This window comes from Streptomyces sp. NPDC048521, assembly GCF_043199855.1.
GTDB lineage: Bacteria > Actinomycetota > Actinomycetes > Streptomycetales > Streptomycetaceae > Streptomyces.
The window spans coordinates 325,023-343,420 of sequence record NZ_JBICWR010000001.1 but is presented as its reverse complement, the minus strand read 5'-3'; the positions used below and the strand labels follow the sequence as shown (position 1 = coordinate 343,420).

At 74.6% G+C, this 18,398-nt stretch carries 19 protein-coding genes; 12 read left to right on the top strand and 7 right to left on the bottom strand.

What is annotated here, in order from left to right; translation table 11 throughout:
• Positions 1-9: 9 nt before the first annotated feature.
• Positions 10-582, top strand: a complete 573-nt coding sequence (locus tag ACGFRF_RS01580) for a PadR family transcriptional regulator (protein WP_393736076.1) — start codon at positions 10-12, stop codon at positions 580-582.
• A gap of 34 nt (positions 583-616) precedes the next feature.
• Here ACGFRF_RS01580 and ACGFRF_RS01575 read toward each other — a convergent pair whose 3' ends face one another.
• The gene (locus tag ACGFRF_RS01575) at positions 617-1,156 is read right to left on the bottom strand and encodes a hypothetical protein (protein ID WP_393736074.1); all 540 of its coding nucleotides are present in this window, start codon (positions 1,154-1,156) and stop codon (positions 617-619) included.
• Between the two features lie 181 nt (positions 1,157-1,337).
• Complete coding sequence (locus tag ACGFRF_RS01570; RefSeq protein ID WP_393736072.1) at positions 1,338-2,312, bottom strand: fibronectin type III domain-containing protein; 975 nt, start codon at positions 2,310-2,312, stop codon at positions 1,338-1,340.
• 478 nt (positions 2,313-2,790) lie between these two features.
• On the opposite strand from ACGFRF_RS01570, the gene ACGFRF_RS01565 reads away from it, so the two are divergent.
• Positions 2,791-3,636 carry a glycoside hydrolase family 75 protein gene (locus ACGFRF_RS01565; RefSeq protein WP_393736070.1) on the top strand — a complete coding sequence of 282 codons (846 nt, stop codon included), beginning with the start codon at positions 2,791-2,793 and terminating at the stop codon, positions 3,634-3,636.
• 172 nt (positions 3,637-3,808) lie between these two features.
• On the opposite strand, the gene ACGFRF_RS01560 is transcribed toward ACGFRF_RS01565, so the two are convergent.
• From ACGFRF_RS01560 to dhaK, 3 genes are all read right to left on the bottom strand, one after another.
• A complete protein-coding gene (locus tag ACGFRF_RS01560) occupies positions 3,809-4,219 on the bottom strand; it encodes a PTS-dependent dihydroxyacetone kinase phosphotransferase subunit DhaM (protein WP_393736068.1) in 411 nt (136 codons plus the stop codon).
• A 2-nt stretch (positions 4,220-4,221) separates the two neighbouring features.
• Positions 4,222-4,830, bottom strand: coding sequence for a dihydroxyacetone kinase subunit DhaL (gene dhaL, locus ACGFRF_RS01555; RefSeq protein ID WP_393736066.1), 609 nt, complete (start codon positions 4,828-4,830; stop codon positions 4,222-4,224).
• Between the two features lie 69 nt (positions 4,831-4,899).
• A complete protein-coding gene (gene dhaK / locus ACGFRF_RS01550; RefSeq protein WP_393736064.1) occupies positions 4,900-5,892 on the bottom strand; it encodes a dihydroxyacetone kinase subunit DhaK in 993 nt (330 codons plus the stop codon).
• 398 nt (positions 5,893-6,290) lie between these two features.
• Here dhaK and ACGFRF_RS01545 point away from each other — a divergent pair, with 398 nt between their 5' ends.
• Complete coding sequence (locus ACGFRF_RS01545) at positions 6,291-6,647, top strand: DUF3040 domain-containing protein (RefSeq protein ID WP_393736062.1); 357 nt, start codon at positions 6,291-6,293, stop codon at positions 6,645-6,647.
• Positions 6,648-6,886: 239 nt separating this feature from the next.
• Here the strand turns inward: ACGFRF_RS01545 and ACGFRF_RS01540 are convergent, their stop codons facing one another.
• Together ACGFRF_RS01540 and ACGFRF_RS01535 are read right to left on the bottom strand one after the other, a co-directional pair.
• Complete coding sequence (locus ACGFRF_RS01540; RefSeq protein WP_393736060.1) at positions 6,887-7,450, bottom strand: hemerythrin domain-containing protein; 564 nt, start codon at positions 7,448-7,450, stop codon at positions 6,887-6,889.
• A 99-nt stretch (positions 7,451-7,549) separates the two neighbouring features.
• Complete coding sequence (locus tag ACGFRF_RS01535) at positions 7,550-8,443, bottom strand: polysaccharide pyruvyl transferase family protein (RefSeq protein WP_393736058.1); 894 nt, start codon at positions 8,441-8,443, stop codon at positions 7,550-7,552.
• A gap of 283 nt (positions 8,444-8,726) precedes the next feature.
• On the opposite strand from ACGFRF_RS01535, the gene ACGFRF_RS01530 reads away from it, so the two are divergent.
• From ACGFRF_RS01530 to ACGFRF_RS01490, 9 genes are read left to right on the top strand one after another with little or no spacing between them, the layout of a single operon-like run.
• The gene (locus ACGFRF_RS01530) at positions 8,727-9,722 is read left to right on the top strand and encodes an NAD-dependent epimerase/dehydratase family protein (RefSeq protein ID WP_393736056.1); all 996 of its coding nucleotides are present in this window, start codon (positions 8,727-8,729) and stop codon (positions 9,720-9,722) included.
• Positions 9,723-9,759: 37 nt separating this feature from the next.
• The gene (locus ACGFRF_RS01525; RefSeq protein WP_393736054.1) at positions 9,760-11,394 is read left to right on the top strand and encodes a carbamoyltransferase; all 1,635 of its coding nucleotides are present in this window, start codon (positions 9,760-9,762) and stop codon (positions 11,392-11,394) included.
• A complete protein-coding gene (locus ACGFRF_RS01520) occupies positions 11,391-12,386 on the top strand; it encodes a glycosyltransferase family 2 protein (RefSeq protein ID WP_393736053.1) in 996 nt (331 codons plus the stop codon). The genes ACGFRF_RS01525 and ACGFRF_RS01520 overlap by 4 nt, the downstream gene beginning before the upstream one ends.
• Positions 12,383-12,934 carry a D-glycero-alpha-D-manno-heptose-1,7-bisphosphate 7-phosphatase gene (locus ACGFRF_RS01515; protein ID WP_393736051.1) on the top strand — a complete coding sequence of 184 codons (552 nt, stop codon included), beginning with the start codon at positions 12,383-12,385 and terminating at the stop codon, positions 12,932-12,934. Before ACGFRF_RS01520 ends, ACGFRF_RS01515 begins: the two co-directional genes overlap by 4 nt.
• Positions 12,931-13,941: a glycosyltransferase family 9 protein gene (locus ACGFRF_RS01510; protein WP_393736049.1), complete on the top strand. Its 1,011-nt coding sequence runs from the start codon at positions 12,931-12,933 to the stop codon at positions 13,939-13,941. The genes ACGFRF_RS01515 and ACGFRF_RS01510 overlap by 4 nt, the downstream gene beginning before the upstream one ends.
• Positions 13,938-14,900 carry a glycosyltransferase gene (locus ACGFRF_RS01505; protein ID WP_393736047.1) on the top strand — a complete coding sequence of 321 codons (963 nt, stop codon included), beginning with the start codon at positions 13,938-13,940 and terminating at the stop codon, positions 14,898-14,900. Before ACGFRF_RS01510 ends, ACGFRF_RS01505 begins: the two co-directional genes overlap by 4 nt.
• A complete protein-coding gene (locus tag ACGFRF_RS01500; protein ID WP_393736045.1) occupies positions 14,897-16,129 on the top strand; it encodes a glycosyltransferase in 1,233 nt (410 codons plus the stop codon). The genes ACGFRF_RS01505 and ACGFRF_RS01500 overlap by 4 nt, the downstream gene beginning before the upstream one ends.
• Entirely contained in the window at positions 16,126-16,845 is a 720-nt protein-coding gene (locus ACGFRF_RS01495) for an SIS domain-containing protein (protein ID WP_393736043.1), read from the top strand. Before ACGFRF_RS01500 ends, ACGFRF_RS01495 begins: the two co-directional genes overlap by 4 nt.
• Entirely contained in the window at positions 16,842-18,263 is a 1,422-nt protein-coding gene (locus ACGFRF_RS01490; protein ID WP_393736041.1) for a PfkB family carbohydrate kinase, read from the top strand. Before ACGFRF_RS01495 ends, ACGFRF_RS01490 begins: the two co-directional genes overlap by 4 nt.
• Positions 18,264-18,398 lie beyond the last annotated feature (135 nt).

Genomic DNA, 18,398 nt, shown 5'->3' with positions numbered 1-18,398 from the left:
GATGAGCCCATGTCACTCCCGCACGCGATCCTCACCGCCCTGCTGGAAAAGCCGTCGTCGGGGCTGGAGCTGACCCGCCGTTTCGACAAGTCGATCGGCTACTTCTGGTCCGCGACGCACCAGCAGATCTACCGCGAGCTGGGGAAGCTGGAGGCCGAGGGCTTCATCCGCACGCTCCCGGCCGAGCAGCCGGCCCGTGGGCAGAAGAAGAGCTACGAGGTCCTGCCCGCGGGCCGCGCCGAACTGGCCCGGTGGACCGCCGCCGCTCAGGACCCCAAGCCCCAGCGGGACGTCCTGCTGCTGCGGCTGCGCGCGGCGGCCGTGGTCGGCACCGCGGGGCTTGCGGCCGATCTGCGCCGCCATCTGGAGCTGCACCGGCGGCAGTTGGCCGAGTACCAGGAGATCGAGAAGCGCGACTTCCCGCCGGGGCGGGACACCCCGCAGGACCGGCTGCGCCATCTGGTCCTGCGGGCGGGCATCGACCTGGAGACCTTCTGGACCCAGTGGCTCACGCACGCCCTGACGGAGTTCGCCGAACTGCCCGACGGCGAAGCGCCGAGCCGTGACGCGGCCGACGGGTGAGGGCCGCTGGGCCGGGACTCTCCGCGGCGGCTTGTCAGAGCCGGTACGGCTTCGAGCGGCGGCGCAGGAACCAGCCCGTGGCGACGACACCGGCGCCGACCAGCGCCGCACCGACGCCCAGCGTCAGCGCGCCGTAGTCGCGGGCGGCGCCGCCCAGGCCGCCGGCCACGCCCCGGGAGGGCGCCGCCTTGGACGTCGCCGAGATCGTCGGGGTCGACTTCCCGGAGACGATCACCGACTGGCTGCCCGCCGTGCTGCCGCTGGAGCAGATCACGACCACCGTGTAGGTCCCGGGACTCACCCCGGTCCAGGCCGCGGACTGGCTCACGGACGTGCCTGACAGGGACACCTGCCGGCCTTGGGAGAAGCTCGCCTGACGGTCGGTGAGCAGGGCCGCGCTGCCCCAGCTGCCGTTGATCTGGGTGCACGCGCTGGTGACCACCGAGACGGTGGACCCGGTCGTGCTGACGGAAATACCCGAAACCGCGGCGGACGGCCCGGCGAGCGCGGCCGGGAGCGTGGCGGCGGCCGCCAGGATCAGGCCGGAACGGAGGAGGAGTCGCGAGTTCTGCATGGGCTGGCCTCCAGCGGCACGGTCGGCGGTACGTCCCATGCGCCGCCGAGGGTCGGGAAACGTCCGTGCTGCCTCCACCGCAGCCAACGCGGTCCCGGGCCCACCCGCACCCGGGAGGCCCCCGGACAGGTGACGTTCTCCCCCGTCCGGCGCAAGGGGACACGCCGACGCCGTGCGTCCGTCAGCCGCCCGTGGTCACCGTCCGCTCCGCCGAGTAGCCGCCCCACGTCCCGTCCGGCAGCCGTGCCCGCAGCCGCACCCGGTGTTCCTCGCCGGCGGCCTCGCCCACGTAGAAGCTGTGGCGTGCCCGGCCGGGGGGCGGGGTGCCGCCCCACACCAGCGAGGTGGCCGCGGTGCCGTCGAGCTGGATCTGGTACTCGGTGATCACCCCGTCCGTACGCGGCGCGATCCAGGACAGATCGATGTAGTAGGCCCCGCCGGCCCGGTGGGTCGTGGCGGTGAAGCCCGTGGGCGCGGTGTCCCGGCCGTCGTCGGTGCCTGGGGTCGTGAGCCGGACCGGGCCGCTCGCGGGGGAGAGGTTGTCGGCGGCGTCCCGGGCCCGCACGGTGAAGACGTAGGCGGTGCCGGGGCGCAGACCGGTGACCACGGTCGCGGTCTGGTTCCCGCCGACGCTGTGGATCTTCACCCCGCCCTGGTAGACGTCGTACGACGCCACGCCCCGGTCGTCCCGGGAGGCACCCCACGACAACTGGGCCGCTCGGCTGCCGGCGGGCCGCCCGGCGGGTCTCGGCGGCCGGGTCGGCGCCGAGCGGTCCGCCGCCGCCATGGCCGGTGTCCGCGCCCGCACCGCCCGGCTCGGCGGACCGAGACGCCCGTCCGTGTCCCGAGCCTGCACGGTGAAGGCATACAAGGTGGACGGCCTGAGCCTGGTGACGTCCACCATGTGCTGTGCGCCCGGGACTTCCTTCACCTTTGTGGTGCCGCGATATACCTCGTAGGTGCGGACGCCGGGACCGTCCGTGACCGCGTTCCACATCACGTGCACGCTGGTGGCACTGCCCGCTGCCGCGGTGACCCCGGTGGGAGCGCCGGGTGCCCGGCCCTCGTCGCTGTCGGCGGCCCGGCTCCAGCCGCAGGACGCGACCAGCAGCAGGGCCCCGCAGACCAGCACGAGCGGAAGGGGAACGCGTCGCACGGCTCTGCCTCCCCGGGGACGGCATCGGCATCACGGCAAAGGTCCGGACCAATATGGCCCGGCTGGTGCCACCGCATCAAGGGTGCTGCACCCCATGGGTCCGACGTGCCGCCGGTACGGCCATGCCGGTGACCCTCCAAGGGGGCCGCGTTGGTGACCCCCCGGGGACGTTACGTATGCTGAGCCTCCCTACGGCTGAACCACCCGAGAGGGCAGGGGAGTTCACGCCTGCGGCGCGGACACGCTGTCGTCGCCGGTCCCGCGCCGACGCGGGCGGCCGGGGGATCTGGGCCGAGACCGGCCCGGATCCCCGGCCCCTGTCGTCCCCTCCCGGTCACGGCCCCCCGCCGCGTCCCCTCATGGAGTGTCAGAAGCGTGCTCCATCCGGCCTCTTCGGTGCGGCCCTGGTGGCCCGATGAGCCGAATCCCACCACAGTGGCCTCGATGTCCCCGCGTCCCCGAGGAGAGGTCCCTCATCGTGCGTGTGCGTGTCCCGACGTTGATGCTGGCCGCAGCCGGTGCCGCCCTGGTCGCGCCGGCGGCGCTGCCCGGCCCGGCCGCCGCCGTCTCGCCCCGGGAGAGGCCCGTGGCGCGCGGCGAGGGCGCTGTGGCCGCCGCCGACCTGCTGGCCCGGCTGGGCGAGTGCACCCTGGTCTCCCGCGGCCGGTACCGCACCGACGCCGACAGCCGCGCGGCCGTGCCCGTGTGCGGCACCCGGGACGCCGTCTACTGGAAGGCCGATCTGGACGTCGACTGCGACGGCCGGTCCACCGCCCGCTGCAACCGCCGTACCGACCCGCTGTTCGCCGCCACCACTGCCTTCCAGCAGTCCGACGGCCGCCATCTGAACGCCGAGAGGCTGCCCTACATCGTCGTCCCCGCCCCCAGCCGCATCTGGGACTACCGCGCGTACGGTGTCCGGGGCGGCTCGGTCGCCGCGGTCCTCTACCGGGGACAGGTGCGGTACGCCGTCGTCGGCGACACCGGCCCACGCGACCTCATCGGCGAGGCCTCCTACGCCACGGCCCAGGCCCTCGGCATCCGGCCCGACCCCAGCGACGGCGGGGCGGACTCCGGGGTCACCTACATCGTCTTCAAGGACTCCCCTGTGCGTCCCATCGAGGACCACGCGGCGGCGGTGGCGGCCGGGGAGCGGCTGGCCCGGCTGTTCGTGGCGAACAGGTCACCGGCGGCACCGACGCGGACGGCCCCCGGGGGGTCGCCTTCCGATAGAAGTGGGCCGCGGCCGCCGCGTGTGCGTGCCATCGAGGACCACGCGGCGGTGGGGGAGCGGCCGGCCAGGGTGTTCCTGGGGAAGAGGTGACCGGCGGCACCGACGCGGGCGGCCCCCGGGGGGTCGCCTTCCGATAGCCGTGGGCCGCGGCCGCCGCGTGTGCGTGCCATCGAGGACCATGCGGCGGTGGGGGAGCGGCCGGCCAGGCTGTTCGTGGCGAAGAGGTCACCGGCCGCACCGACTCCGACGGGCTCCGCGGGCGTCACACCTTCCGGTAGCCGTAGGCCTCCGCCGCCGCGGCCTCCACCGCGTCCAGATCGCCACCCGCGGCCGCGGTGACCACCGCCGCGACCGCGCCCTCGACGAACGGGGCGTCCACCAGCCGCGCCCCGTCCGGCAGTTCGTCACCCTCGGCGACCAGTGCCTTGACGGTCAGCACGGCGCTGCCGAGGTCCGTGAGCAGCGCCACCCCGGCGCCCCGGTCGACCGCGGCCGCCGCGGCGGAGATCAGCTCGGCGCTGGTGCCGAGCCCACCGCCCTCCGTGCCGCCCGCGGGGGCCACGGGCACCTGCGTGGCCCCGCCCGCCAGACCCTTCGCCAGCTCGGCCACCGAGGCGGCGACCTCCGCACTGTGCGACACCAGCACGATCCCGACCACCTTGTCGGCGCTCACCGTCAGCCCTCCGCCGCCGCTGCCGCTTCTTCGAGCGCCGCGATCAGCAGCGCCGACGAGGTCGCCCCCGGGTCCTGGTGACCGATGCTGCGCTCGCCGAGATAGCTCGCCCGGCCCTTGCGGGCCTGCAGTGGAATGGTGGCCACCGCCCCCTCCTCGGCGGCGGCCCGCGCGGCGGCGAAGCCGTTCCCGAGCGCGTCCACGGCCGGCACCAGGGCGTCCAGCATGGTCTTGTCGCCGGGCGCCGCCCCGCCGAGGGCCATCACCCCGTCCACGCCCGCGCGCAGCGCCTCGGCCAGCTGCTCCTCACCGACCTCGGCGGCATCGCCGAGCGCCTTCCCGGTCCGGCGCAGCAGGGTGCCGTACAGCGGCCCCGAGGCGCCGCCGACCGTCGAGATCAACTGCCGCCCGGCGAGCGTCAGTACGGCGCCCGGCGTGTCCGGCGCCTCCTTCTCCAGGGTGGCCACCACGGCCCGGAACCCGCGTTGCAGATTGCTGCCGTGGTCGGCGTCGCCGATGGCCGAGTCGAGGGCGGTGAGCCGGTCCGCCTCGCGGTCGACGGACGCGGCGACCGTCGTCATCCAACGGCGGAAGAAATCGGCGTCGAGCACTGGATCTCCTTGCGTGGTAGGGCTGTTGACCGGCGTGGGGGGGGAAGGTTGATCGACTCGTCCGCCCGCTCACATACCCCAGCGCAGCGCCGGGGTCTTCACCGGCGCGTCCCAGAGCCTGAGCAGTTCCTCGTCGGCCTGGCACAGCGTCACCGAGGCGCCCGCCATGTCCAGCGAAGTGACGTAGTTGCCCACGAGGGTGCGGGCCACGGCGACACCGCGCTCGCTCAGCACCCGCTGCACCTCGGCGTTGAAGCCGAACAGCTCCAGCAGCGGGGTGGCGCCCATGCCGTTGACCAGCACGAGCACGGGGCTGCGCGGGGGCATGTCCTCAAGGATCGCGTTCACCGCGAAGTCGGCGATCTCCCCCGAGGTCATCATCGGGCGCCGCTCCCGGCCCGGTTCGCCGTGGATGCCGATGCCCAGCTCCAGCTCGCCGTCCGGCAGATCGAAGGTGGGGCTGCCCTTCGCCGGTGTCGTACAGGCGCTGAGCGCCACACCGAAGCTCCGGGAGTTCTCGTTCACCTGGCGGCCGACGGCCTCCACCCGCTCCAGCGGCTGCCCCTCCGCCGCTGCGGCGCCCGCGATCTTCTCCACGAACAGGGTCGCGCCGGTACCGCGCCGCCCGGCCGTGTAGAGGCTGTCGGTGACCGCCACGTCGTCGTTGACGAGCACCTTGCCGACCTGGATGCCCTCGTCCTCGGCCAGCTCGGCCGCCATGTCGAAGTTCAGCACGTCGCCGGTGTAGTTCTTCACGATGAACAGCACGCCGGCACCGCTGTCCACGGCGGCCGCGGCACGGGCCATCTGGTCCGGCACCGGTGAGGTGAACACCTCACCGGGGCAGGCGGCCGACAGCATGCCCGGGCCGACGAACCCGCCGTGCAGCGGCTCGTGTCCCGATCCACCGCCCGACACGAGCGCGACCTGCCCGGCCACCGGGGCGTCCCGGCGGACGATCACCCGGTTCTCCACGTCCACCGTCAGATCGGGGTAGGCGGCCGCCATGCCACGCAGCGCGTCCGCCACGACCGTCTCCGGCACGTTGATCAGCATCTTCATGCTTGTCTCCAAGAAAGTTCAGCAGGTGACTCTCTGACCGGTGATTTCCCTGTTCAGGCCGGGTGCGGCCGGTTGTTGATCTCGACGGTGCGGGCAGGTTCTCCAAGCCTTGCTCCTCAGTATCGACCTTGCGGCAGCGAAGGTCATGTGCTCCGAGGCTTCCCGTTCGGCCACTGGCGCCTGGCCGGCTCACGAGATGACGGCAGTCGTACGGCTGCGCCGTAGGCGCTGATCACGCCCCAGGGCACCACGGCGAACCCGGCAGCACCGACGCCCGGATCTGGAAGCAGCTCACCCCCGCTGGGCACGGTGCGGATGCCGCATCGGCCGGGCCGTCCGGGGAACTCGGGCGGCCGGGGTCACGCAGGTCGTCGACCGGCGCAGGAGGTGCCGTAGCCGTGGAGGACTGGGAGATGTGGGAGAGGCACGACGAGGTACGGCTGTCGCCGCGTGAACGGATCGCGCTTCTCCGGATAGAGGCGGACCTCCGGCGGGACCGCCGGTTCGCGCGCCGCATGGGCGCGGCGCACCGCACGGGCGCGGCGCATCGTGAGGTCTTTCTGCCGGCGGCGGTGCTGCTGCTCGTGGTCGCGTCGGTGTTCGTCGCCGTCATGGGCATCCGTACCTCGGACCCCGCGCTGCTGTGGTGCTTCGCGCTGTTGTGGCCGCTGACCCTCTTCCAGGCGTTCCGGCTGCTGTGCCGGGCGACCCGCAACCGGCCCCGGCAGGGGACCGGGGTCAGCCCCTGGCTCTGAGCCGGGTTCCGGCAACCCGTGCGCCTCCCGGCGTCTCAATGTCGCTCCGTCAGGCATGCACCGAGGTCGCGCCCACCTGCACGTGTACACGACCGCACGCCCCTGCACGCGTAAACCGAACGCACACGCCTACTCACATACGCCGTGCCCGTGCGCACACCGGCCTCCCGACGCCCACCATGACGGCGGGTGGGCGTCGGGAGGCCGGTGGCCGACCGCGGCGGTGGACCGCCGTGCGCTCAGCTCTCCTTGCCCCGCCCCGACATCGCGTCGCGCAGCCGGTCGACCAGACCCGCGCCCGGTGCCAGCAGCTTGTTGGCCGGGGGCTTGTCCGGCGCGGACGGGTGCGGACGGGTTGGAGCCGTCTTCTTCGCGCGCCGGACCTTGTCGCCGAGTTCCATCAGCGCGTCGGCGGGGCAGGCCGCCTCCAGCCGCGGGAAGAGGTTCTGCTCCTCGTCGGTCACATGGGACCGGATCTCGCTCATCAGCTCTGTCATGAGCGTGTCGAACTGCGGATCGTCCGCCTGCAGGCCCTCCAGGTCCTTCATGATCTGCTCGGCCTTGGCGTGGTCCTCCAGCTCCTTGTCGGCCAGGGCGTCCCCGCCCGTCACGTGCTCGCGCACCGCCGGGTACAGGTAGGCCTCCTCCGCGACCGAGTGGCGTACCAGCTCGATCGTGGCCTGGTCGGCCAGGTTCTTGCGTTCCGCGGAGCCGGGCGGCAGCGCCTCGATACGGCCGAAGATCTCCTCCACCTCGCGGTGATCGGTCGTCAGCTCCTGGATGACGTTTCCGCCGTGACCCATGTCGTTACCTCCTGCGAGAATCGCGGCAGCCGTGCGCGGCCGGCCGTCGCCGCGCCGAGTGCCCCGGGCACCGCGAGTTACACGGCCCGCCCGCGCCGATCAGCGCATCGAGTGGCAGGCTGCGGCCATCCGGCCCGGCTCGGACAGCGCCCAGTCCCACCAGTGGTCCAGGACCTCCTGCGTGGGCGCGGCCGCGTCGACCAGCGCCGGCCAGCCCATGGCCCGGGCCTGGGCGCTGACCTTGGCGCCGCCCGCGACCGGGTCGACGGCGATCACCGGGGTGCCGGTGCGCAGGGCCAGCACCAGGCCGTGCAGCCGGGTGGTGACGACCACGTCGAAGCGGGACACGAGGGCGAGGAACTGCTCGGCCGTCGCACACAGCCGCCAGTCGTCGGTGGCCAGACGGGTGTCGGTCGGCACGCGCGCGCAGTCCTTTCCGGCCAGCCAGCCGGTGATCCGCGCGTTGACGTCCTCGTGCCTGCGGCGCCCGCCGTACTCGCCCTGTCCGTGGGAGAGGATCACTCCGGCCACGGGCGGCAGCGGACCGGCCGGGGCGCGGGCGGCGAGATCGTGACGGACCGGGGCCGCGGTGCCGTCCCGGGCCACGATCGCGTGGAAACCGGTGGCCGCCGGGTCCGCCGGATCGACGACCGAGACACCGGCCGCGAGTCGCCGACAGGTTCTGAACCTGTCATGCAGGGCGGCGACCTGCGGCCCGTGCACCGGACCGCAGACGAAGAGCAGGGTGTCGTACGCCCTCGGGCGGGCCGTCTCCAGCGAGAGCGCCCCCGGACGGAAGCCGGGGCTCCACGCGGTGTCGTGCCGGATGCCCGCCTGCGCGAGCGCCGCCGACATGTGCTGCTGGGCGAGCACGTCCCCGGCCGTCGCCTCCCCGTCCGGGAAGCTGAACCAGCCGGTCAGGAGCACCCGCCCGGGGTCCCGGCCCGGTGCCCGCAGGGTGCACAGCAGGACGGTCCTGAGGTCGTCGTCCATGGCCCTCTCCACCTGGTGTGCGGTCGCCGGAGTCGCGCGAGTACCCGGGACTACGGACAATAAGAATCAACGTGTGAACCCAACTGGCAGGGGAACTCAGCTGCCAATGCCGTCCAGCCAGTGGCGGCCGACCAGGGCGGTCCTCTGGACAGCGGGACCCCGGCCCTGTCCTCTCATTCCCGAACGGGCCGGCGTCGCCGGTCCCGGCGACGCGGCACGCGCGAGAACGCCCAGGTAGGAGCGTTCCCGGAGCGCGGACGACGTGGACGAAGGAATAGCCCCCATGACTGGTGACACACCGTTTTCCTGGCGGCGCGCCCTCGTGACCGGCGGCGCCGGCTTCCTCGGCTCCCATCTGTGCGAACGGCTGCTGGATTCAGGTGTCGAAGTCGACTGCGCCGACAACCTGGTGTGCGGTCGCCGCGAGAACGTCGCGCACCTTCAGGACCGGCCCGGTTTCCGGTACGTGCACTGCGACGTCTCCGCACCGGAGTGCCCGCGCCTGCTGCCCGGCCCGTACGACCTGGTGCTCCACTTCGCCTGCCCGGCCTCGCCCGCCGACTACCTGCGCATGCCCCTGGAAACCCTGGACGTGGGCAGCCTCGGCACCCGCAACGCCCTGGCGATCACCGAGCGCGACGGCGCGCGGTTCCTGCTCGCCTCCACCTCCGAGGTGTACGGCGACCCGCTGGTGCACCCGCAGCACGAGGGTTACTGGGGCAACGTGAACCCGGTCGGACCACGCAGCGTCTACGACGAGTCCAAGCGGTTCGCCGAGGCCCTCGTCACCGCGCACGCCGGGACCCGGGGGACGAACGCCGGGATCGTGCGGCTGTTCAACACCTACGGCCCGCGGATGCGCGCCCACGACGGCCGGGCGGTGCCGACGTTCATATCCCAGGCCCTGGCCGGGGAGCCGCTGACGGTCACCGGCGACGGCACCCAGACCCGCTCGCTGTGCTACGTGGACGACACGGTCGACGGCATCCTGCGGGTGGCCGCGAGCCGGTCGGTGCGGCCGGTGAACATCGGGGGCAGCGACGAGATTACCGTCGCGGACCTGGCCCGCCGGGTGGTCGCACTCACCGGCTCCCGCTCACCGATCGCGTTCATCGACCGGCCGGTCGACGACCCCGGCCGGCGCCGCCCCGACACCACCCTCGCCCGCGAACTGCTCGGCTGGTCGCCACAGGTCCCCTGGGAGGAGGGCCTGAAGCAGACCATCGCCTACTTCGCGGCCCAGTCCCCGGACGGTGAGCCGGCCCCATCGCAGTCCTGACCAGACCCCCGCCCGTTCGCCGCCCTGGAGACAGCGCATGCACGTCCTCGGTATCAACGCAATCTTCCACGACCCCGCCGCGGCCCTGATCACCGACGGCAAGGTCATGGCGGCGGCGGAGGAGGAGCGGTTCTCGCGCCGCAAGCACGGCAAGCGTCCCGTGCCCTTCTCCGCCTGGGAGCTGCCCGAGCAGTCGGCCCGCTGGTGTCTGGAGCAGGCCGGGCTCGCCCCGTCCGACCTGGACGCCGTCGCCTACTCCTACGACCCCGCGCTCGCCCGGCCCGCCGAGCGGATGGGCCTGAACGACCCCTGGGACCACCTGCGCCAGGACTACGCCCGCCGGGCCCCGGACTTCCTGGCCGAGGCCCTGCCCGGACTCGACCCGGCCAAGGTCCGCTTCGTCCCCCACCACGTGGCGCACGCCGCCTCCGCCGGGCCGGTCTCGCCCTACCCCGACTGCGCCGTCCTCGTCCTGGACGGCCGCGGCGAGTGCGGCTCCCACCTGGCCGGCCGCTACACCAACCGCGAACTGACCGTCCTCGGCACCCAGGAACTGCCCGACTCCCTCGGCCTGTTCTACGAGGACCTCACCCAGCACCTCGGATTCCTGCGCAGCAGCGACGAGTTCAAGGTGATGGCGCTCGCCTCCTACGGCACCCCGCGCTTCGCCGACCGGCTGCGGGAGTACGTCCACGCCGACGAGCGGGGTGGCTTCCGGGCCCGCCCGGTCCCCTGGGCCGACCTCGTCCCGCCGCGCCCGGCCGGCGGAGCCTGGAACCAGGACCACGCCGACCTCGCGGCCAGCGCCCAGCTGTGCCTGGAGGAGGCCGTGCTGGCGCTCGCCCGATGGCTGCGCGAGCGCACCGGCGAGGACGCCCTGACCATGGCCGGCGGTGTCGCCCTGAACTGTGTCGCGAACACCAGGCTGTGGCGGGAGAGCGGCTTCCGGCACGTGTGGGTGCAGCCCGCCGCCGGAGACGCCGGGACGGCCCTGGGCGCGGCCGCGCACATCGCCGGCCAGAAGGACACCGTGGAGCCGATGCCGACCGCCGCGCTCGGCCGCGGCTGGAGCGACGACGAACTGCGCGCGTGGCTGGAGCGGGCGGCGGTGCCGTACGAGGAGCCCGCCGACATCGCGGAGTCGGCCGCCGAGGCGCTGGCGGCCGACGGGATCGTGGCCTGGTTCCAGGGCCGCAGCGAGTACGGGCCACGGGCGCTCGGCCATCGCTCGCTGCTCGCCCATCCCGGCAAGGCGGCGAACCTGGAACGGCTCAACGCGGTCAAGGGCCGCGAGGAGTTCCGGCCCGTCGCGCCCATGGTGCTCGCCGAGCGCGCGGCCGAGCTGTTCGACGGACCGCTGCCCAGTCCCCACATGCTCTTCGTGCACGAGGTGGCCGCCGACTGGAAGGCCCGCATCCCGGCCGTGGTCCATGTCGACGGCACGGCCCGCATCCAGACCGTGGACCGGTCCCAGGAGCCCCTGGTGGCCCGCATGATCGACGGCTTCGAACGGCGCACCGGGCTGCCGGTGGTGGTCAACACCAGCCTGAACACCGCCGGGCGGCCCATGGTCGACGACCCCCGCGACGCCCTGGAGTGCTTCGGCTCCGCCCCCGTCGACCTGCTGGTGCTCGGCCCGTTCGTGATCCGCCGGGGAAAGGCGTTCGCATGACCGACGCCCCCGCCTACACCGTCGTGGTACCGACGATCGGCCGCCCGTGCCTCGCCGAGTGCCTGCGCGCCCTCGCCGCGGCCGAGGGGCACCCCCCGCACGAGGTGGTCGTCGTGGACGACCGGCCCGAGCCGGACGGCGACCTGCCGCTGCAGACGGCCGGACAGCTCCTCGACCGGGTACGGACCCTGCGCACCTGCGGAAAGGGCCCGGCCGCCGCCCGCAACGCCGGCTGGCGGACCGTCCGCACGCCCTGGACGGTCTTCCTGGACGACGACGTCCAGGTGCTGCCGGACTGGTCCCGGCTGCTCGCCGAGGACCTGCGGGAGGCCGGCGAGGACGTCGGCGGCATCCAGGGGCAGTTGCGTGTCCCCCTGCCCCTGGACCGCCGGCCCACCGACTGGGAACGCAACACCAAGGGCCTGGAGGACGCCGCCTGGGCCACCGCCGACATGGCCTACCGCACCCAGGCGCTCACCCGGCTAGGCGGCTTCGACGAACGCTTCCCGCGGGCCTTCCGGGAGGACGCCGACCTCGCCCTGCGGGTGCAGCGGGCCGGCTGGTCGCTGCAGCGCGGCAAGCGGGTCACCCGGCACCCGGTCCGGCCCGCCCACTGGTGGGCCTCGCTGCCCGCGCAGCGCGGCAACGCCGACGACGCCCTGATGAACCGGTTGCACGGCCCCGACTGGTGGGACCGCGCCCAGGCACCCAGGGGCCGGCTGCGCCGCCACCTGGCGGTCACCGGTGCCGCGCTCGCCGCCGCATCCTGCGCCCTGACCGGCCGCCGCCGCGCCGCCACCGTCTGCGCGGCCCTGTGGACGCTCGGCACCGCCGAGTTCGCCCTGGCCCGCATCCTGCCCGGTCCCCGGACCACCCGCGAGATCGCCGGGATGCTCGGCACCAGCGTGCTCATCCCGCCCCTCGCCGTCCGGCACTGGCTGCGCGGAGTCGTCCGCCACCGGCACGCCGAACCCCTGGGAGGTGCCCGGTGATCACCGTGTCCGCCGTCCTGTTCGACCGCGACGGCACCCTCGTGGCGGACGTGCCGTACAACGGCGACCCCGACCGGGTCCGGCTGCTGCCGGGCGCCGCCGCGGCCGTCGGCCTGGCGCGCTCCCACGGTCTGGCCACCGGTGTGGTCAGCAACCAGTCCGGCATCGGACGCGGGCTGCTCACCGCCGAGCAGGTGCGCCGCGTCAACGAGCGCGCCGACGCACTGCTCGGCGGGCTGGACACCTGGGTCTTCTGCCCGCACGCCCCCGACGCCGGCTGCGACTGCCGCAAGCCCAGGCCCGGCCTGATCCTCGCGGCCGCCGCGCGGCTGGGCGTCCGGCCCGCCGAGTGCCTGGTGATCGGCGACATCGCCGCCGACGTCCTGGCCGCCCACGCGGCGGGCGCCCGGGGCGTGCTGGTCCCGAACGCGGTCACGGCGGCGCAAGAGGTGGAACGTTTCGCCGATCTGAGCGCCCCCGACCTGCTCACCGCGGTGCGCGGGGCGCTCGAGGACACGGCGGTCCCGGCCGGGAGGCGGTCGCGATGAAAGCCCTCGTCGTCCGTCTCGACAGCTTCGGCGACGTGCTGCTCGCCGGCCCGGCCGTACGCGCCGTCGCCGCCCGCTCCACGCGCGTCACCCTGCTGTGCGGCCCGCGCGGCGCGGACGCCGCCCGGCTGCTGCCCGCCGTCGACGAGGTACTGGTCTGGGAGGCGCCCTGGGAGGGCTTCGACCCGCCCCCGGTGACCCCGACGGACATCGACGCCCTGGTCGGGCGGCTGCGTGCCGGGGCCTTCGACACCGCCCTCATCCTCACCTCGTTCCATCAGAGTCCCCTGCCCACCGCGCTGCTGCTGCGGCTCGCCGGCGTCGGCCGGATCGGCGCCGACAGCGTCGACCACCCCGGTCGGCTGCTGGACGTGCGCCACCGGCGGCTGGCGGGCCGCCACGAGGCCGAGGCGGCCCTCGACACCGCCGCCGCCATGGGCTTCCCGCTCCCGCCCGGGGACGACGGCCGGCTGCGGGTGCTGCCGCCCCCGGACACCGGCGGCCTGACCGGCCACGGCCCGTACGTCGTCCTGCACCCGGGCGCCAGCGCCCCGGCCCGGGCCTGGAACCCGCGCCGGTGCGAGGAGGCCGTCGCGCTGCTCGCCGACGCCGGGCACCGCGTGGTCGTCACCGGCGGCCCCGACGAGACGGACCTCACCCGGCACGTCAGCGCAGACCTGGCCGTGGACCTCGGCGGCCGGACCAGCCCGCGCACCCTCGCCGGGGTCCTGCGCATGGCGGACGTCGTGATCAGCGCCAACACCGGCCCCGCCCACCTCGCCGCCGCGGTCGGCACCCCCGTGGTGTCCCTGTTCGCGCCGGTGGTCCCGGCCGACCGCTGGGCACCGTACGGCGTCCCCGTCATCCTGCTCGGCGACCAGTCGGCGCCGTGCGCGGACACCCGGGCCCTGACCTGCCCGGTACCCGGCCACCCCTGCCTGGACGAGGTCACCGGGCAGGACGTGGTGCGCGCGGTGCACAAGCTCATCCAGGAGCGGAACTCATGAACATCCTCGTCTGGCACGTGCACGGATCCTGGCTCACCGCCTTCGTGCAGGGCCCGCACACCTACCTGGTCCCGGTCACCGACGATCGCGGACCCGACGGGCTCGGCCGGGCCGTGACCTGGGACTGGCCGGAGAGCGCGCGGGAACGCACCCCGAAGCAGCTGTGGGACGCCGACATCGACCTCATGGTGCTCCAACGACCGCACGAACTCGACCTCGCCCTGCGCTGGACCGGCCGCCGGCCCGGCCTGGACGTGCCCGCCGTCTACGTCGAGCACAACAGCCCGGACGAGTCACCCGAGCGGCAACTCCACCCGCTGGCCGGGCAGTGCGCGATCCCGGTCGTCCACGTCACCCACTTCAACCGGCTCATGTGGGACAACGGCCAGGCCCCGACCGAGGTCGTGGAGCACGGCATCATCGACCCCGGCCCGCTGTACACCGGCAGCGAGCGACGCGCGGCCGTCGTGGTCAACGAGCCCGTGCGCAGAAGCCGTACGACCGGCACGGACCTACTGCCCCGCTTCGCGCGGTCCGCACCCCTGGACGTCTTCGGCATGCGCACCGAAGGACTCGCCGAACACCTCGGCCTGCCCCCCGAGCGCTGCCGGGCCAGGGATCTGCCACAGCACGAACTGCACCGTCAGATGGCCCGCTGCCGGCTCTATCTGCACCCCGTGCGCTGGACCTCGCTCGGCCTGTCCCTGCTGGAGGCCATGTTCCTGGGCATGCCCGTGGTCGCCCTCGACACCACGGAGGCCCGGGAGGCGATACCCGAAGGCGCCGGGGTGGTCTCGAACCGCCTCGACGTACTGGAGGACGCCGTGCGGGCGTTCCTCGCCGAACCGGAGCACGCCCGCCGCACCGGCGAGGCGGCCCGCGCCGCGGCACAGGCCCGCTACGGAGAGCGGCGCTTCCTGGACGACTGGGAGCGCCTGATCAAGGAGGTCACCCGATGAGCCGTATTCCGCACACGGCCGGGCGCGTCGCCATGGTCTCCGAGCACGCCAGCCCGCTGGCCGCGCTCGGCGGACCGGACGCGGGCGGGCAGAACGTGTACGTGGCGCAGGTCGCCCGGCAGCTCGCGAGAAAGGGATACCGGGTCACCGTGTACACCCGGCGGGACTCGGCGGGCCTGCCGGACCGGGTGACCCTGATCGACGGCGTGCAGGTGGTGCACGTACCCGCCGGACCGCCCGCACCCGTCCCCAAGGACGAACTCCTGCCGCACATGGCCGAGTTCGGGACCTTCCTGGCCCGGCAGTGGGTGACGAGCCCGCCCGACGTGGTGCACGCCCACTTCTGGATGTCCGGTCTGGCCGCCCTGACCGGCACCCGCGGACTCGGCGTCCCCGTCGTGCAGACCTACCACGCCCTCGGCACCGTGAAGAAGCGCTACCAGGGCGCCGCCGACACCAGCCCGGCCGAGCGGCTCGCGATCGAGGAGGCCATCGGTCACGAGTGCGCCCGGATCATTGCCACGTGCAGCGACGAGGTGGCCGAACTGAAGGCCATGGGCCTGCCGGAGGACCGGATCAGCGTCGTGCCCTGCGGTGTCGACCCCGACCAGTTCGCCCCCGTGGCGCCGTCCCGGCCGCCCGGCGCGCGCAGGCGGCTGCTGGCCGTCGGCCGGCTCGTGCCCCGCAAGGGCTTCGACCGCGCCATCCGCGCCCTGGCCGGCGTCCCCGACGCCGAACTCCTCATCGCCGGCGGCCCCGAGGCCGACCTGCTCGGCAGCGAGCCCGAGGCCGCGCGCCTGTACGGCATCGCCGGCGAGTACGGCGTCCAGGACCGCGTGACCCTGCTCGGCGGTGTCGGCCGGGCCCGCATGCCCCGGCTGATGTCCAGCGCCGACCTCGTGCTGTCACTGCCCCGCTACGAGCCCTTCGGCATCGTCCCGCTGGAGGCCATGGCCTGCGCCACCCCGGTCGTGGCCACAGCGGTGGGCGGCCAGCTCGACACGGTCGTGGACGGCACCACGGGCGTCCTCGTCCCGGCCGACGACGACTACGACCTCGGTGCGGTCGTCCGCTCCCTCCTCACCGACCCGGACCGGCTCGCCCGCTACGGCGCCGCCGGACGCGAACGGGTGCTCGCCCATTACACCTGGGACCGCGTGGCCGACGGTGTGGCCGGGGTGTACGGCGCCGTGTCCTCCATCCGCTCGCTCTCGGGAGTCGTCCGATGAAGACCGTCACCGACCCGAACACGGTCACCGACACCACCCACTGCGACGACCTGATGAAGGCCCTGGAGACCTTCCGCGACCGCGGCCCGCTCATCGAGCGCTGGGGCACCGAACTCGCCCGGCGCCTGGGCGGCGGCTCCCGGCTGCTCGTCGCGGGCAACGGCGGCAGCGCCGCGCAGGCGCAGCACCTGACGGCCGAACTGGTCGGACGCTACCGGGACGACCGGCCGCCGTTCTCCGCGGTCGCCCTGCACGCCGACACCTCCTCCACCACCGCGATCGCCAACGACTACGGCGTCCAGGAGGTGTTCGCCCGCCAGACCGCCGCCCACGGCCGCCCCGGAGACGTCCTCATGCTGCTGTCCACCAGCGGCGCGAGCGCCAACCTGCTGGCCGCCGCCGAGCGCGCCCACCGCCTCGGCATGACGGTGTGGGCGCTGACCGGGCGGGCCCCCAACCCGCTGCAGCTCGGCGCGGACGAGGCGCTGTGCGTGGACGCCCCGGTCTCCGCCACCGTGCAGGAACTGCACCTGGTCGCCGTGCACATGCTCTGCGAAGCCTTCGACCGGGCGGTCGAGCGGGGCGAGGCCGGCCGGACCGGACGGGACGGTGCCGACGGCAAGCCCAGCGTCGTGGGCCGGCTCGTCGGCCGGGCCCGTACCGTCGGCCGCGCCGCGCCCGACGTGCCCGTACCCCCGAGGAAGGGACACGCATGAGCGCCACCCCCCTGGTCGTCGTGGGCGACGCCCTGCTGGACCACGATCTGTGCGGCCGGGCCGAGCGGCTGGCCCCGGACGCGCCCGTCCCGGTGGTGCACGGCACCCGGCGCAGCTCCCGGCCCGGCGGCGCGGCCCTCGCCGCCTGCCTCGCGGCCTCCGACGGCCGCCCGGTCACCCTCGTCACCGCGCTCGGCGACGACCCGGCCAGCGACACCCTGCGCGAACTGCTGGCCGGCCGCGTCGAGCTGGTCGAGGTGCCCCTGGAGGGCACGCTCAGCAGCAAGACCCGCGTCCTCGCCGGAGACCGGCCGCTGCTGCGCCTGGACGACGGCGAAGGCCGCGCCCGCGCGGCGACCGAGGCCGCCGAGGCCACCGTGACCGGGGCCGGCGGCATCCTGGTCGCCGACTACGGCCGCGGCACCGCCGACGTCCTCAGGGCGGCCCTGAGCACGGCCGCCACGCGGGCGTCCGTCGTCTGGGACCCGCACGTGCGGGGCCGGGCCCCGGTCCCCGGCGTGCGGCTGGCCACCCCCTCGGCGCAGGAGGCCCGCGCCTTCGCCCGGCAACTGGACGACGGGGACTCCGGCGACGAGGCCGGACTGCGCACCGCGGCCCGCGACGCCCACACCCTCGTCCGGGCCTGGCAGGCCCAGGCCGTCGCCGTGACCCTCGGCGAGCGCGGTGCGCTGCTCTCCCACGGCGAGACTCCGCTGCTCGTACCCACCCCGGGCGCCGCCCCCGGCGACCCCTGCGGAGCCGGTGACCGGTTCGCCGCGGCCGCCGCAGGCCTGCTCGCCGACGGCACCCTCACCGAGGCCGCCGTCCAGGCCGCCGTGCACGCCGCCACCCGCTACGTGGCCGAGGGCGGCGCCCGCGCGGTCGCCGCTCCGGAGCCGGGGGACCGGCCCGAGGCGGTCCCGTCCGACGGGGACACCACCGCGGACGCCGTGCGTACGGCCGCCCGGGTGCGGGCCGCCGGCGGCACGGTCGTCGCCGCGGGCGGCTGCTTCGACCTGCTGCACGCCGGTCACGTCGCCCTGCTCCAGGCCGCCCGCCGGGCCGGTGACTGCCTGATCGTCTGCGTCAACTCCGACGACTCGGTGCGCCGCCGCAAGGGAGACGGCCGCCCCCTCGTCCCGGCCGCCGACCGGGTCCGGGTGCTGCGCGCCCTGGAGTGCGTGGACGCCGTCGCCGTCTTCGACGAGGACACGCCCGAACGCATCCTCGGCGAACTCCGCCCGCACATCTGGGCCAAGGGCGGCGACTACGCGCGCACCCGGCTGCCCGAACAGCCGCTGGTGGAGAGCTGGGGCGGACAGGTCCTGCTGCTGCCCTACCTCGACGGCCGCTCCACCACCGTCCTCGCCCGCCGCGCGGCACTGTCCCCCGCGCCCACCGCGGGAGGCCCGAGGTGACCACCGACCACCCGCGCCACGCCGCGGCCCCGGCAACCCCGCCGACGGGCGTGCCGCCACCGGCGACGAAACACCCCCCGCCCGCCACGCATCGACGACACACCCCGCCGACGCGGAACCGCCCCGTGACCCACA

What these genes read in the sequence shown, in the direction of transcription:
- ACGFRF_RS01580 (WP_393736076.1), top strand. Translation starts at nt 10, where the DNA reads ATGTCACTCCCGCACGCGATCCTCACCGCCCTGCTGGAAAAGCCGTCG.
- ACGFRF_RS01575 (WP_393736074.1), bottom strand. Translation starts at nt 1,156, where the DNA reads ATGCAGAACTCGCGACTCCTCCTCCGTTCCGGCCTGATCCTGGCGGCC.
- dhaK (WP_393736064.1), bottom strand. Translation starts at nt 5,892, where the DNA reads ATGAAGATGCTGATCAACGTGCCGGAGACGGTCGTGGCGGACGCGCTG.
- ACGFRF_RS01540 (WP_393736060.1), bottom strand. Translation starts at nt 7,450, where the DNA reads ATGGGTCACGGCGGAAACGTCATCCAGGAGCTGACGACCGATCACCGC.
- ACGFRF_RS01535 (WP_393736058.1), bottom strand. Translation starts at nt 8,443, where the DNA reads ATGGACGACGACCTCAGGACCGTCCTGCTGTGCACCCTGCGGGCACCG.
- ACGFRF_RS01530 (WP_393736056.1), top strand. Translation starts at nt 8,727, where the DNA reads ATGACTGGTGACACACCGTTTTCCTGGCGGCGCGCCCTCGTGACCGGC.
- ACGFRF_RS01525 (WP_393736054.1), top strand. Translation starts at nt 9,760, where the DNA reads ATGCACGTCCTCGGTATCAACGCAATCTTCCACGACCCCGCCGCGGCC.
- ACGFRF_RS01520 (WP_393736053.1), top strand. Translation starts at nt 11,391, where the DNA reads ATGACCGACGCCCCCGCCTACACCGTCGTGGTACCGACGATCGGCCGC.
- ACGFRF_RS01510 (WP_393736049.1), top strand. Translation starts at nt 12,931, where the DNA reads ATGAAAGCCCTCGTCGTCCGTCTCGACAGCTTCGGCGACGTGCTGCTC.
- ACGFRF_RS01505 (WP_393736047.1), top strand. Translation starts at nt 13,938, where the DNA reads ATGAACATCCTCGTCTGGCACGTGCACGGATCCTGGCTCACCGCCTTC.
- ACGFRF_RS01500 (WP_393736045.1), top strand. Translation starts at nt 14,897, where the DNA reads ATGAGCCGTATTCCGCACACGGCCGGGCGCGTCGCCATGGTCTCCGAG.
- ACGFRF_RS01495 (WP_393736043.1), top strand. Translation starts at nt 16,126, where the DNA reads ATGAAGACCGTCACCGACCCGAACACGGTCACCGACACCACCCACTGC.
- ACGFRF_RS01490 (WP_393736041.1), top strand. Translation starts at nt 16,842, where the DNA reads ATGAGCGCCACCCCCCTGGTCGTCGTGGGCGACGCCCTGCTGGACCAC.